The sequence below is a fragment of the Halorubrum distributum JCM 10118 genome, from assembly GCF_000337335.1.
GTDB lineage: Archaea > Halobacteriota > Halobacteria > Halobacteriales > Haloferacaceae > Halorubrum > Halorubrum distributum.
Map to the genome: position 1 here is coordinate 21,660 of NZ_AOJN01000063.1, position 11,822 is coordinate 33,481.

An 11,822-nucleotide genomic window follows, 5' to 3' on the forward strand; every position below is an offset into this window, starting at 1 on the left:
GATCGTTTTTCACTCATTCCGTCCCCACCGTCTATACGATGAATAATAATGTTATTGTAACGAATCGAAGTGATTGAATTTCGAAACGACCGAGTCGATACGTTCGTCCGGAAGAGATATTCGGGGCGTTGGGCGCCTCACAGCGCGTTTTCCAGCGCCGACGCGACGCTCCGCGCCTTCTCCGCCAGCGGCTCGGGGACCGTTCCGGCCGCGACCGCCTCGTCGAGCTCGTCGTCGTCGACGCGCTCGACCGTTCCGTCGGGGCGTTTCACCACGTCGACGTGGAGGTCGACGTATCGGGCGGCGTCCGGGAAGATCTCCACCGGGGTACAGACGTTGACATACGTCCCGCGGACGGTCCCGTCCCGGCCGCGGTACGTCGTCGGGTACCACCAGCGCCCCTCCTTCAGGCTCGTCTCGGCCACGTCGCCGGCCACGCGCTCGACGCCGAGCCCGTCGTAGGTCCCGCCGCCGGTCATCTCACGCTCGACGGCGACGGTCCCGTCCGGGTCGACCCCCGTCACCATCCCCTCGCCGAGGGTGATCAGTCGGCCATCCGGTTTCCCGTGGTCGATCCGGAGGGCGTCGCCCTCGCGCGGGCCGAACGCGTCGGTCACGGTCGCGAACGGGAACTCGGCGGCGGCGGCGGGCTCGCAGAGCGCCTCCGCGAGGTCGACCCCGGCCGAAGCGTCCGCCGACCCCGCCTTCACGCGGTGGTGGCCCGGCATCGTCACGGTCGCGGTCCGGCGCGCGTCGTCGAGCCCTGACCGGCTCTCGCGGCCGAACCAGACCCAGACGCCCGCGCTCGGCGCGGCGACCGGCGCGTCGCGGAGCCGGCTCCGGTCGCCGCGGACGCCGAGGCCGCCGCCGTCACTGTTGGCCTCGCCGCCGACCGACTCGCTCCCTTCGCCGGACTCGACCGCCGCGCGCAGCTCCTCGGCGGCGTCGACCGCCGCGTCGAGGCCCGCGGTCAGCGCCTCCGTGTCGGCGTCGACCGCGGGGGGCTGCCACACCGCGCGCCACCCGTCCGGCGGGTCGAGGTCGAGCAGGTCGAGCATCCCCGACAGCTCGCGGGCGGCCTCGTCGTCTCGCACGTCGACCCGCGTTCCCGACCCCGGTTCGAGCGCGACGAGGTCGCCGCCGACCCGGAGTTTCCCGGCGAGTTCGGGGCGCTGGTCCGTCCACGGCGCCGCGGACTCGCGCACCTGGACGCGGACCGGGTCCCCCGTCTCCACTCGGGCGTCGACGTCGCCGTACGGGAGGTATCCCTCGGCGGCCCCCGCGGGCGCGCCCCCGGCTTCGTCGCCGGCGCCGCCGGCTTGCCCGTCGCCGACGCGGAGGTCGACGACGGCGCCGCCGCCGAGGGTCTCCGTCACCTCGCCGTCGAGGACGGCGCCGGGCGGCGTCGGGTCCGCCCACGCGAGCGCGTCGCGGCCCGCGTCGGTCAGGAGCCCGCGGACCGCGTCGAGCGCGTCGGGGTCGCCGTGCGCGCCGACGCCCTGCCGGTCGCCGCTCGTCTCGATCCGGACGTCCGGCGGGTCGTTTTCGAACTCGACGTCGAAGCGTCGGCGGATCGGCGGCGAGGCGTCGACGACCTCGTGGCCGGCGTCGAGCAGGCGCGCGGTGAGCGCCGTCGCGTAGATGCCGCGGACGCGGGCTCGGGCCATCCTCAGAGGTCCCCGCGCTCGCGCGCGAACCGCACCCGGTCGTTCACCGTGTCGCCGAGCGAGAGTTCGACGACGACCGGGTCGCCGCCGCCGTCCTCGCGGAGGATCCGTCCGCCCTCGACCGGGACGCCCCACCCGTCGAGCGAGAGGTAGCCGCGGAGGTCGCTCCCGTGGGTGAACAGGTCGACGTCGGCGGTCGCGTGTTCCTGCGTCTCCGACGCGCTGTGCGCCATCTCCATGTCGGAGTAGTAGGGCCCGTCCGCGTCGAAGAACGCGCGGAGTCGGTCGGCGTCGCGGGCGACGAGCTCGGCGACGCGGTCCGAGGCGTCGGCGACGGCGTCCGCGTCCAGCCCGGCCTCTCGGAGGGCGCGCTGGACCCGTGGATCGAAGTGCATACCCCGCCTTCGGGCGCCGCCGTTTCAACGCTGTCGGCCGCGCCGCTCCTGTCCGCTTGCCGCCGACCGCCCCTCGGACGCCGCCCACTAATTAAGTCACCCCGGAGGCAAACGGGAGCCATGCCATCCGACGAGGACCCGATCGCGTCCCGGGCCGACGACGGCCGCGACCTGTACGACGTCGCGACCTGGGAGGAACGGACCTCCCTCGACGGGCTGTCGGTCGCGTTACACTGGCTCATCACCCGCTCGGCGAAGGCGCTCGTCGTCTTCGTCGCCTTCGTCGGCCTCCTCGCGATCCTCGGCTCGTTCGGGCTGGGGCTCCTCTTCGACCCGGCCATCGCGATCCTCCTCGGCCTCTCTGTGATCCCCGCGCTCGGCCTCGCCGCGTACGTGTACGTCTCGGACGTGACGACCGCCGAGCCGCTGTCGCTGCTCGTGGCGACGTTCCTCCTCTCCATCCTCACCGCGACGTTCGCGGCGATCCTGAACAGCGTGCTCCAGCCGTACTTCCGGCCGTTCGGCTTCCTCGGGCTCGTCCTCTTCTTCTTCGTCGTCGTCGGGCCGATAGAGGAGTCGGTGAAGCTGCTCGCGGTGCGGCTGTACGCGTACACCGACGACCGCTTCGACGCCGTCATCGACGGCGCCGTCTACGGCGCCATCGCGGGCCTCGGTTTCGTCGTCATCGAGAACTTCGTGTACATCGCGCAGAACGTCGACATGGCGGAGCTGACGGTCGGGATCGCGGCGCTCGGCGCCGGCGACGGCATCGCCGCGCTCCGGGCGCTCGCGGGCCCCGGCCACGTCGTCTACTCGGCGTTCGCGGGATACTACCTCGGGCTCGCCAAGTTCAACCCCGGAAATCGCGGCCCCATCATCGTCAAGGGGCTCGTCCTCGCGGCGGCGATCCACGCGCTGTACAACACGCTCGTCGGTCCGGTGACGGGCGTCGCCTCGCAGCTGCTTGGCCTCCCGCAGGTCGTCGCGCTGTTCGGATTCGTCGTGGTCTTTCAGGGCGCGTTCGGGTACGTTCTCCTCCGGAAGATCTGGCGGTACCGCGACGCGTTCCTCGACACGCGCGACGAGGTCGGCGAGGACGTGGAGCCGGAACTCGACGAGTTCGAGCAGTAGAGACCGACCCGCTCCCGTTCCGCATGCCGCCGTCAGGGCGCCTGCTCGACGCGCGAGCGGTCGCCGGTGCCGTCCGTCAGCGCGCTCGCGAGGGCGCCTTTCACCACGACGTCGTCGCCGAGGTCGGTGAGCCGCACCTCGGGGACGTTGATGAACACCATCTCCGGGAGCTTCTCGCGGATGGGATCGAGGACGCGGTCGGGGTTGTTGAGCGCGACCGCGCCGCCGACGCTCACGACGAGCGGCGCGTACGCGTGGATGACGTTGGCGATCCCCATGGCGTTCCAGTGGGCGACCTGGTCGATCACGTGGTCGGCGAAAGTGTCCTCGCCGGCCGCCTCGAACACGTCGACCGCGGAGAAGTCGGGGTCCTCGATCGGGAGGCTCGTCTCGATCGGGTCCTCCTCGTACAGCTCGCGGGCGTACTTCGGGATGTTGTTCCCCGAGCAGTACCCCTCCCAGTGCCCGTCGAGCCCGCAGCCGCAGGTCATGAACCCGTGCGGGTCGACGGTCATGTGGCCGACCTCGCCGGCGTTACCGTCCCACCCCGAGAGCACGTTGCCGTCGACGGCCACCCCGGCGCCGATCCCCGAGGAGATGGTGAGGTACACCATGTCGTCGGGGTTGCGCTCGGAGTGGAACCGCTCGCCGATGACGCCCGCGATGGTGTCGTTGTGAAGGTACACCTCGTCGGTGTCGAGTAGCCGACCGACCGGCCCGACGAGCGGGATGCGCTCGACGGTGTCCGGGAGGTTCGCGGGCCCCTGGACGACCCCTTCCGCGAGGTCGAGGGGGCCGATCGAGCCGATCCCGGCCGCGACCGCCTCGCTCGGTGAGATTCCCGCGTCGGTACAAGCCCCCCGGACCACCTCCAAGACGGCCTCCGTGACGGCGATGCCGTTCGGTCCCCGCGGGGTGCCTCGCGACGCGGAGCCGAGGACCGCCGCGGTCTCGTCGCCGACGACCGCTCGGACGTTCGTCGCCCCGAGATCGACGCCCACGTAGTACATCGGGTGTAAGCGCGAACCCGTCTCACTTAAGCGGGACGCTTCGGGCGGTCGAGCGAGTGTAAAGAACCGAGCCGCTTCAGCGAAATCGCGTTACGAGGCGGTCTCGCGGACGAACGTCACCGGACACGGCGACGAGAGCATGACCTCCTGCGCCGCGCTGCCGAAGACGGCCTTTCCGGTCGGCGAGCGCCGCCGGCCGCCGACGACGACGCGGTCGGCCTCGAGTCCCTCGGCGGTCTCGACGACCTCGTCCGCGAGGTCGCCGACCGCGCCGCGGACGGAGTGCCGCACGCCGGCCGCCGACAGCGCCTTCGAGAGATCCCGGGTGGTCCGGTGTCGCTCCGCGACCTCGTCGGGCGTCGAGTTCTCGCCGTCCGGGTCGAAGCCCAACTTCGCGCGGGTCTCGTCGAACTCCTCCTCGCCGAACACGTGTGTCAACACGACCTCGGCGTCCGCCGGCTCGGCGAGCGCGATGATCTCCTCCGCGAGCCGCTCGGTCCGTTTCTCGTCTTCGCTCCCGACCGCCAGCACAACTGTCTCGATGCTCATACACGCCTTTCGCCCCCGACCGAGTTAAGTTTGGCGGAGTTTTAACTCGAATCTGAATAAATATTTAACCGATCGATCCTGACACTCTCACGGGCGGGAGGCGTCGCTCTTCGGCCTTCCGCCGAGCGAGAAGCTACCGGCTCCGAGCACGGCTCTCGGCGAAAAAACGGCGGCGTCCGCTCAGTAGTCGGGCGCGTCGTCCTCGACTTCGCGCTTCAGCGAGTCGCGGCGGGACTTCGCGTCGCGGCCGGTCGCCTCCAAGAGGAACTCGTTTTTCGCGTCGACGGCGTCCGCGGCGGCGTCGGCGTTCCCCTCGGCGATGACGTCCTCGGCGGGGCGCTCCTCGAAGTGGACCGCCAGCTTGTCCTTCTTGCTCCCGTACTCGGCGGCGCCCGCGACGATCCGGTCGAACACCGGGTTGTCGGGGTCCTCGACGACGTACAGTTCGTGGCCCTCCCACTCCTCGGTGTCGGTGACCTCGCCGAAGTACTCCTCGACAGAGCCCTTCAGGTCCGGCATGCGGTCGTCCAGATGCTCGCCGCGGCGCATCTTGTACTCCTTCATGCCGCGACCGTTCGACAGGCCGGCGTAAACCAGTTTCGTCACGGTCGCTCCGCGCGGGCTCGGCCGTCGATACGCGCCGTTTCCGCTCCGTCTACTGGGGCCGCTCGTCGACGTACCCGCGCTTGCACTCCGGACAGATGTCGCCGGCGCGCATCGAACTCCCGTCCGCGGCTCGGACCATCCCGCACTCGGGGCAGTAGTACTCCGTCGGCCCGTCGTCTCCCACCGTCTCAAGCTCGGGGCTCTCGCCGCGCGTGATGCCCGTCTCCCCCTCGTCGCCGGCGTCGAACGCGACGCTCTCCGCGTCGTCGGGGGCCTCGACGTACTCCGTCTCTTCCCCCTCTTCTCCCCGCTCCTCCGCGGCCTCCGGGGTGAGCCCGCCGCCGAACTCGACGCCCGCGTCGCCGCCCTCGCCGACCTCCGCGCTGAACCCCTCGTCCTCGCCGCCGTGGTCGGGCCATGCGGTCGACCCGTCGGCGTCGGCGTCCGCCTCGTCGACCGACGGCCACGCGCCGCGCTCCCTGTCGTCGGCGTCCTCCCCGTCCTCGTCGAGGATCACGCCGTCGTCGCTCTCCGCGTCGGTCTCGCCCGACGCGGATTCCGGCGCGTCGTCCGTGGGGGACGACGCGGCGGAGGCAGACGAGGCCGACGCCGAGTCCTCGCCCGCGTCCAACAGCTCCGCGTCCTCGTCCGCCGGGGCCGCTCCGCCAGCCGCGTCCGACCCGCCCGCGGTGTCGGGGCGCTCCGTCGCGCTCCCCGGCGCGTCGCTCCCTTCCGGGGACGCTCCGGCGGCCGTTTCGGGCGCCTCGTCGCCCGCGTCGTCGTCGAGGATCACCGCGTCGTCGCTCCCGGCTTCGGGCTCCTCGTCGAGGGTCACCCCTCCCGTGCCGCTCGCGGCGTCGTCCGCGTCGACGCCCCCCGACGCCGAGCCCGGCGTCCTCTCGGTGGGGCCCGGCCCGCTGCCGACTTCCGGCGTCGCGGCCGCGTCCGCGTCGCTCCCGCCGGCCGCGTTCGCGGCGGCCTCGTCGGCGAGTTGCTCCATCGTCGTCACCTCGGTGTTTTCGCTGACGATCTGCGTCTCGCCGCAGCGAGCGCAGGTCTTCACCTCCTTGACTGTCGTGACGACCTCGTCGCCCTCCTCCTCGCGCTCCCGCTGGAGTTCGGGTTCGCCGAAGTCGTGTCCGAGCAGACACCTGAGTCCCATTGTGCCACCCTGCGGTGCCGAGGGTAAAAAACGCCCCGTCGGCGTCCGACGCTCGGCACACGACCGTTTCGCGGGGCGGCCGGGCCGCCGACCTCGGTTTCGCTCGCCGCGTCGCGCGGACACAGACTCTTTGTGGATCGCTCGCGTACCGTGTACTCACATGCCTACTGTATCCTACAAGGGCGAGGAAATCGAGTGCGAGAAGGGCGCCAACCTCCGCGACGTGCTCAAAGAGGCCGGTCTCTCCGTCTACAACGGCAAGATGGAACAGCTCAACTGCCGCGGCGCCGGGTCGTGCGGCTCCTGTGCGGTCCAGGTCGAGGGCGAGGTCAGCGAACCGGGCAAGAAGGAGCGCGCCCGCCTCTGGCTCCCGCCGCACCACCCGAGCCACGACGTCCGCCTCGCGTGCCAGACGAAAGTCGAGGGCGACGTCGAGGTGACGAAGGGCCGCGGGCTCTTCGGCCAACACATCTGAGCGCGGCCGCGACGCGCTCGTCGATTCTTCTACGCACCGCGGCGCACGCGACGAGCGACGCGCTCGTCGGGAATAAAATACGGCCGCGGCGAGCGTGAGCCCGCGACGCGGACGAAAATGGTTAGTACCGTGTGTCAGAGTCGCGTTCGGCGTCAGCCGGACCGACCCACCTTTCGGATCGGCTTACTGCCGAACGACGTTGGTCGCGCGGGGGCCCTTCTCGGAGGACTCGATGTCGAACTCGAGCTCCTGGCCCTCTTCGAGGTCCGGGCCGCCGACGTCTTCCATGTGGAAGAACACGTCGTCGTCCGCGTCGTCAGTCTCAATAAATCCGTAGCCGCCAGTGTCGTTGAAGAAATCAACCTTTCCGGTCGCCATTGCGTTCATAGGGAGGCCCCGACCGGGGATAAGAATTGCGAGTGTACAGTTACCACGACGCTCTCTGAACGATTGTCTTCGAAATACCCAGTTCTACGGCAGCCAGTTGACCGTTCGACGGGTTCGCTGCGCGCGAGTGTCCGATCCGTCGAGTTCTCCGGCGCCCAGTCCGACGCCGACGTTTATGGTTCCGGCCGCGAAAGCGGCGCGTGTGTCTCACGCGCACCGAGCGGGCGGCCCCGGCTTACCGCTCCGCGAGAACGGTCCCGCGCTGTTGGTCCCGGCGGCTTGGGGAGTCGCCGCCGGGGCGGTCCTCGGCGTCGTCTCTTCGCACGCGCTGTTCGTCGCCCACGTCGTCATGAGCGCCCTGCTCGTCGCCTTCGTCGCCGCCTCGTGGCGCGACATGGCGACGGGCGTCCTGCGCGCGTGGAAGCTGGTCATCCTCGCGGGCACGCCGGTCACGCTCGCCGGCGTCGCCGGGTTCCTCGCGCGCGACGGGACCGTCCCGGCGCTCGCGGGCGCGGTCCCGGCCGACGCGCTCCTCGCCGTCGCGTTCTACGGCTGGATGCTGCTGCCCGCGCCCGCGTTCGTCTACACGGGCCTGCGTGACCCGGCGGTCCCGCGCTCGATCGTTCAGTACGTCGCGGCCGCGTGTTCGGTCGCGGGCGCCGCCGTCGCCGCGCTCGCGGGCTCTGCGACCGGCACCGTCGCGGGAATCGCGCTCGTCGGCGCCGGGCAGACCGCGGGCATCCTCGCGGCGACCGCGCTGTACTCGCTCGGGGAATGACTGACGCCGCCGACACCCACGACTGCGAGACGTGCGGCGCGAGCGTCGCCGTCGCGGACGCCCGGCGCTCGGAGCCGTTCGGCGACCTCGACGCGGACACGTGGCAGACGCTGAACTGCCCGCACTGCGGCGACCGGCTCGCGACCGTCTTCGTCGGCGACGAGTGAGCCGCGGTCGGCCGCCCGGGGCCGAGGACTGTCCGCGACCCGTGTTGACACCCTACACTATCTACGTCTCCGGCCCGTAGGCACCCCATGGTCGACGTTGGCACGGTCTACCTCGTCGCGACCGGCGCGCTGCTGCTCGTCGCGCTGGGGGTCGGGGCTCGGGCCCTCGTTGCGATCTTCCGAGAGGGTCGCGAGCGCAGCCGCAGGCGGCGCGAGGGCGAGATCGAGCGGTACACCGAGGACCCCGTCTACGACCGTGACCCGGCGGACCCGGAGACCGACGGTGCGGGTCCGTCGACCTGTCCGCAGTGCGGCGCCGAAAACGCGGCCGAATTCGTTTACTGTCGCGAGTGCGCGTCGCCGCTGGGGCCGAACGGGTGACCGGGTCCTTCAGCCGACGCTCGCGGGTTCAGAATATGCCGCCTCCCCGATTTGAAACGCGTGGGACTCCCTCCGGTCGTCTCACTGTTCCCCGCTCGCTACGCTCGCGGGGACGGGGGACAGCTCGATCTTCAATCAAGGCTAACGAATGCGGATCGTGCCGAAAAGCCATGCCGCCTCCCCGATTTGAACTCCGGAAGACGTGTTCGCTGCGCTGCGCGCGACTTCCGTGCCCAAATCGGGTCGGCGTCGTTTCTTCNCCGGAAGACGTGTTCGCTGCGCTGCGCGCGACTTCCGTGCCCAAATCGGGTCGGCGTCGTTTCTTCACCCGCTCGCCGTCGCTCGCGGGTTCAGAATATGCCGCCTCCCCGATTTGAACGGGGGACAGCTCGATCTTCAGTCGAGTGCTCTCCCAGTCTGAGCTAAGGCGGCTCGCACTCGAACCAACGCCGATTCGAGACAAAAGGATTTCGAAAGGCGGCGCCCCGATCGGACACCGCCCGCTCGCTTCCGTCGATCGCCCTCGCTCCGTTCGGCGTCCGATTCGCGTCCCAGACGTCGGACGATATCGCCGCCGATCCGGGGCGACGGTGCGGATCGGGGTTTCCGCAACCGCCCCCTTTCTCGCGCCCCTCCGATCCGCCGATGGCATCCCACGACCACGACGCTGAGGCCGACCACGACACGCACCACGAGCGACTCGACGCCGCGGTCGACGAGCGAGACGACTGGGCGCGGCGCCGCCGCAAGGGGATCCCGACCGACGAGAACCTCCTCGTCGTCGCCTGTATGGACGAGCGAATCCCGATCGAGGAGGCGCTCGGCATCGACCTCGGCGACGCGCAGGTGTTCCGCAACGCGGGCGGCAAGGTGACGGACGACGTGATCCGGTCGGCCGCGCTCACGACGAACTTCTTCGACACCGACGAGATCGTCGTGATCAACCACACCGACTGCGGCATGATGAGCGCACCCGACGATGCGGTCCGCGAGGGACTCGAAGCGCAGGCCGGCGACCTCGACGACGTCGACCTCGACCCCTCGCTCCCGGAGCTCACCATCGGCGAGGCCGACCTCCTCGACTGGGTGAAGATGACCGACGACATCGACGCGGCATGCGCCGCACAGGTCGAGTACCTCCGCGAGTCCGCGTTCATCCCGGACGACACGACCGTCTCCGGCTACGTCTACGAGGTCGAGTCCGGCGAGCTCCGCCGCCCGGACGAGCGGATCGCCGAGGAGATCAGCGAGCGGCGGGCCTGATCCGCGGACCTGATCCGGGGGCCTGATCCGGGCGGGCGACCGACGCGCCGACGCCTCGCGCCCCGAGGTGTGACGTTTTTATGCGCCCGCAGCGAACCGAGTGGCAAATGGACCGAGTACACGCGCCCGCGTTCGAGCGAGGTGGTGCCGGTGGGCGCTGACGGCGACGCGACGACCGGTGACGACGCCGTGACCGGCGCGGACGGCGCGCACGCCGCGAGCGGCGACGCCGACGCGCCGGTCGTCGCCGGCTTCTTCTCTGGGTGCGGCGGCTTGGATCTGGGCTTCGAGCGCGCCGGCTTCGACGTCGCCCTCGGGAGCGACCAGTGGGAGCCGGCCGCGGAGACGTACCGCCGCAACTTCCCCGACACCGAGTTCGTCGAGGAGGACGTCCGCGAGCTCGACGCCCCGGCGATCCGCGAGGCCGTCGCGGGCGCCGGTTACGACCCGGACGGCGTCGACGTGGTGATCGGCGGGCCGCCCTGTCAGGGGTTCAGCCGGCTCAACAACGAGCAGATCGAGCTCGACGAGATGGAGAAGGACCGCCGGAACACCCTCTTCGAGGAGTTCCTCCGGGTCGTCTCCGTCCTCGAACCGCAGCTGGTGTTGATGGAGAACGTCCGCGACCTGATCAACCGCCAGACCAGCGACGACCGGTACGTGAAGGACCTCATCGTCGACGAGTTCGCGGCCCACGGCTACAAGTGCGAGTACCGGGTGCTGGAGGCCGAGCAGTACGGCGTCCCGCAGAAGCGCCGCCGGATCTTCTTCATGGGCACCGACCGCGACGTGCCGATCCGGTTCCCGGAGCCGACGACGCCCGAGGGGCAGTGGCGCACCGCGGGCGAGGCGCTCGCGGACGCGACCGACGACCTGCCGAACATGACGTACGCGGACACCGGCGAGAAGACGCTCGAACGCATCCGCCACGTCCCCCCGGGCGGCTACTACCGCGACCTCCCCGACCGGCTGAAGACGAAGAAGTACCAGTGCGACTGCGAGGACACCGACACCTGCCCGCACGAGCCCGAGATCGTCAAGCGCTACGGGACGTACCTCCGCCGGCTCGACCCCGACGAACCGTCGCTGACGGTGAGCACGAACGTCTTCATCCACCCGAGCGAGGACCGCTACCTCACCCCGCGCGAGATGGCGCGGCTCCAGACGTTCCCCGACGAGTTCGTCTTTGAGGGGACGAAGACCGACGTGATGAAACAGATCGGCAACGCCGTCCCGGTCCGACTTGGCGAGGAGTTGGCGACCCAGCTGCTGGAGTACTACCCCGAGATCCGGGACGCGCCCCCCGCCGACCCCGACGTGTACGAACAGCAGTCGCTGACTGACTTGGCCTGAGATCTTTTTTAGGTGGTGATCGGCGGTGCGGTGAAGAATACCAAAGTTCCAGCGGCTTGTTTATAAATAGTCGCTGGTAGATCGGCGGCGAACACCTCCAAAGCCCCGGCCGAGAGGCGGTCGCACGCTCGCTGCGCTCCTCGTCACTCCGTTCGCTCCCTCGCTGCGGTGCTTGCGTCACCTGCGCCCGCCTCCCGGCTGCCCTTTTGAGTCCCACCCCGCACCGCGACCGCACCTCACACCTCCCCAGCCTCGTCAGTCGCCTCCGCTTCGCTCCGGCGACTGACTCCCTCGCGCGTGCTGCTCGGCCGCGGGGCGGCCTCGCAGGCACGCGCCACCGCCTCTTTATTTGTAAATAGTCGCCACTGCTCACGGATTGTTCGCAACAGCAGAATGGGACCGCCCGGATTCGAACCGGGGTCACGAGCACCCAAGGCTCGGAGTATACCACTAACCCACGGTCCCGTACTCCTACATACCCCGAAGAGCCGCTAAAGG

The 11,822-nt window shown here is 70.1% G+C and carries 14 protein-coding genes and 2 tRNA genes; 7 read left to right on the forward strand and 9 right to left on the reverse strand.

The window, feature by feature from the left end; all coding sequences use genetic code 11:
- Positions 1–137 precede the first annotated feature (137 nt).
- Both C466_RS14130 and C466_RS14135 read right to left on the reverse strand, forming a co-directional pair.
- Positions 138–1,667, reverse strand: a complete 1,530-nt coding sequence (locus tag C466_RS14130) for a DUF402 domain-containing protein (RefSeq protein ID WP_004599169.1) — start codon at positions 1,665–1,667, stop codon at positions 138–140.
- Positions 1,668–1,669: 2 nt separating this feature from the next.
- Positions 1,670–2,062 carry a DUF7532 family protein gene (locus C466_RS14135; protein ID WP_004599168.1) on the reverse strand — a complete coding sequence of 131 codons (393 nt, stop codon included), beginning with the start codon at positions 2,060–2,062 and terminating at the stop codon, positions 1,670–1,672.
- Between the two features lie 120 nt (positions 2,063–2,182).
- Here C466_RS14135 and C466_RS14140 point away from each other — a divergent pair, with 120 nt between their 5' ends.
- A complete protein-coding gene (locus C466_RS14140) occupies positions 2,183–3,193 on the forward strand; it encodes a PrsW family intramembrane metalloprotease (protein ID WP_004599166.1) in 1,011 nt (336 codons plus the stop codon).
- Between the two features lie 32 nt (positions 3,194–3,225).
- On the opposite strand, the gene C466_RS14145 is transcribed toward C466_RS14140, so the two are convergent.
- The 4 genes from C466_RS14145 to C466_RS14160 all read right to left on the reverse strand — a co-directional run bounded on the left by C466_RS14145 (position 3,226) and on the right by C466_RS14160 (position 6,520).
- Positions 3,226–4,203 carry an ROK family protein gene (locus tag C466_RS14145; RefSeq protein ID WP_004599165.1) on the reverse strand — a complete coding sequence of 326 codons (978 nt, stop codon included), beginning with the start codon at positions 4,201–4,203 and terminating at the stop codon, positions 3,226–3,228.
- A gap of 90 nt (positions 4,204–4,293) precedes the next feature.
- Complete coding sequence (locus C466_RS14150) at positions 4,294–4,752, reverse strand: universal stress protein (RefSeq protein ID WP_004599163.1); 459 nt, start codon at positions 4,750–4,752, stop codon at positions 4,294–4,296.
- A 180-nt stretch (positions 4,753–4,932) separates the two neighbouring features.
- A complete protein-coding gene (locus tag C466_RS14155; protein WP_004599162.1) occupies positions 4,933–5,316 on the reverse strand; it encodes a DUF5611 family protein in 384 nt (127 codons plus the stop codon).
- 91 nt (positions 5,317–5,407) lie between these two features.
- A complete protein-coding gene (locus C466_RS14160; RefSeq protein WP_004599160.1) occupies positions 5,408–6,520 on the reverse strand; it encodes a DUF7093 family protein in 1,113 nt (370 codons plus the stop codon).
- 160 nt (positions 6,521–6,680) lie between these two features.
- Between C466_RS14160 and C466_RS14165 the strand changes: the two genes are divergently transcribed.
- Positions 6,681–6,995: a 2Fe-2S iron-sulfur cluster-binding protein gene (locus C466_RS14165; protein WP_004599159.1), complete on the forward strand. Its 315-nt coding sequence runs from the start codon at positions 6,681–6,683 to the stop codon at positions 6,993–6,995.
- A gap of 183 nt (positions 6,996–7,178) precedes the next feature.
- Here the strand turns inward: C466_RS14165 and C466_RS14170 are convergent, their stop codons facing one another.
- Positions 7,179–7,373, reverse strand: coding sequence for a cold-shock protein (locus C466_RS14170; RefSeq protein WP_004599158.1), 195 nt, complete (start codon positions 7,371–7,373; stop codon positions 7,179–7,181).
- A 184-nt stretch (positions 7,374–7,557) separates the two neighbouring features.
- Here C466_RS14170 and C466_RS14175 point away from each other — a divergent pair, with 184 nt between their 5' ends.
- The 3 genes from C466_RS14175 (at position 7,558) to C466_RS14180 (ending at position 8,708) form a co-directional block, all read left to right on the forward strand.
- A complete protein-coding gene (locus C466_RS14175; protein ID WP_004599157.1) occupies positions 7,558–8,160 on the forward strand; it encodes a hypothetical protein in 603 nt (200 codons plus the stop codon).
- Complete coding sequence (locus tag C466_RS17050; protein ID WP_004599156.1) at positions 8,157–8,327, forward strand: hypothetical protein; 171 nt, start codon at positions 8,157–8,159, stop codon at positions 8,325–8,327. The genes C466_RS14175 and C466_RS17050 overlap by 4 nt, the downstream gene beginning before the upstream one ends.
- An 87-nt stretch (positions 8,328–8,414) precedes the next feature.
- Positions 8,415–8,708: a zinc ribbon domain-containing protein gene (locus C466_RS14180; RefSeq protein WP_004599155.1), complete on the forward strand. Its 294-nt coding sequence runs from the start codon at positions 8,415–8,417 to the stop codon at positions 8,706–8,708.
- Positions 8,709–9,066: 358 nt separating this feature from the next.
- On the opposite strand, the gene C466_RS14185 is transcribed toward C466_RS14180, so the two are convergent.
- Positions 9,067–9,140, reverse strand: a tRNA-Phe gene (locus C466_RS14185).
- Between the two features lie 213 nt (positions 9,141–9,353).
- Here C466_RS14185 and C466_RS14190 point away from each other — a divergent pair.
- The gene (locus tag C466_RS14190) at positions 9,354–9,971 is read left to right on the forward strand and encodes a beta-class carbonic anhydrase (protein WP_004599154.1); all 618 of its coding nucleotides are present in this window, start codon (positions 9,354–9,356) and stop codon (positions 9,969–9,971) included.
- 150 nt (positions 9,972–10,121) lie between these two features.
- Complete coding sequence (locus tag C466_RS14195) at positions 10,122–11,324, forward strand: DNA cytosine methyltransferase (protein WP_004599153.1); 1,203 nt, start codon at positions 10,122–10,124, stop codon at positions 11,322–11,324.
- 394 nt (positions 11,325–11,718) lie between these two features.
- On the opposite strand, the gene C466_RS14200 is transcribed toward C466_RS14195, so the two are convergent.
- A tRNA-Pro gene (locus tag C466_RS14200) sits at positions 11,719–11,789 on the reverse strand.
- Positions 11,790–11,822 lie beyond the last annotated feature (33 nt).

What these genes read in the sequence shown, in the direction of transcription:
- C466_RS14130 (WP_004599169.1), bottom strand. Translation starts at nt 1,667, where the DNA reads ATGGCCCGAGCCCGCGTCCGCGGCATCTACGCGACGGCGCTCACCGCG.
- C466_RS14135 (WP_004599168.1), bottom strand. Translation starts at nt 2,062, where the DNA reads ATGCACTTCGATCCACGGGTCCAGCGCGCCCTCCGAGAGGCCGGGCTG.
- C466_RS14140 (WP_004599166.1), top strand. Translation starts at nt 2,183, where the DNA reads ATGCCATCCGACGAGGACCCGATCGCGTCCCGGGCCGACGACGGCCGC.
- C466_RS14145 (WP_004599165.1), bottom strand. Translation starts at nt 4,203, where the DNA reads ATGTACTACGTGGGCGTCGATCTCGGGGCGACGAACGTCCGAGCGGTC.
- C466_RS14150 (WP_004599163.1), bottom strand. Translation starts at nt 4,752, where the DNA reads ATGAGCATCGAGACAGTTGTGCTGGCGGTCGGGAGCGAAGACGAGAAA.
- C466_RS14155 (WP_004599162.1), bottom strand. Translation starts at nt 5,316, where the DNA reads ATGAAGGAGTACAAGATGCGCCGCGGCGAGCATCTGGACGACCGCATG.
- C466_RS14160 (WP_004599160.1), bottom strand. Translation starts at nt 6,520, where the DNA reads ATGGGACTCAGGTGTCTGCTCGGACACGACTTCGGCGAACCCGAACTC.
- C466_RS14165 (WP_004599159.1), top strand. Translation starts at nt 6,681, where the DNA reads ATGCCTACTGTATCCTACAAGGGCGAGGAAATCGAGTGCGAGAAGGGC.
- C466_RS14170 (WP_004599158.1), bottom strand. Translation starts at nt 7,373, where the DNA reads ATGGCGACCGGAAAGGTTGATTTCTTCAACGACACTGGCGGCTACGGA.
- C466_RS14175 (WP_004599157.1), top strand. Translation starts at nt 7,558, where the DNA reads ATGGTTCCGGCCGCGAAAGCGGCGCGTGTGTCTCACGCGCACCGAGCG.
- C466_RS17050 (WP_004599156.1), top strand. Translation starts at nt 8,157, where the DNA reads ATGACTGACGCCGCCGACACCCACGACTGCGAGACGTGCGGCGCGAGC.
- C466_RS14180 (WP_004599155.1), top strand. Translation starts at nt 8,415, where the DNA reads ATGGTCGACGTTGGCACGGTCTACCTCGTCGCGACCGGCGCGCTGCTG.
- C466_RS14190 (WP_004599154.1), top strand. Translation starts at nt 9,354, where the DNA reads ATGGCATCCCACGACCACGACGCTGAGGCCGACCACGACACGCACCAC.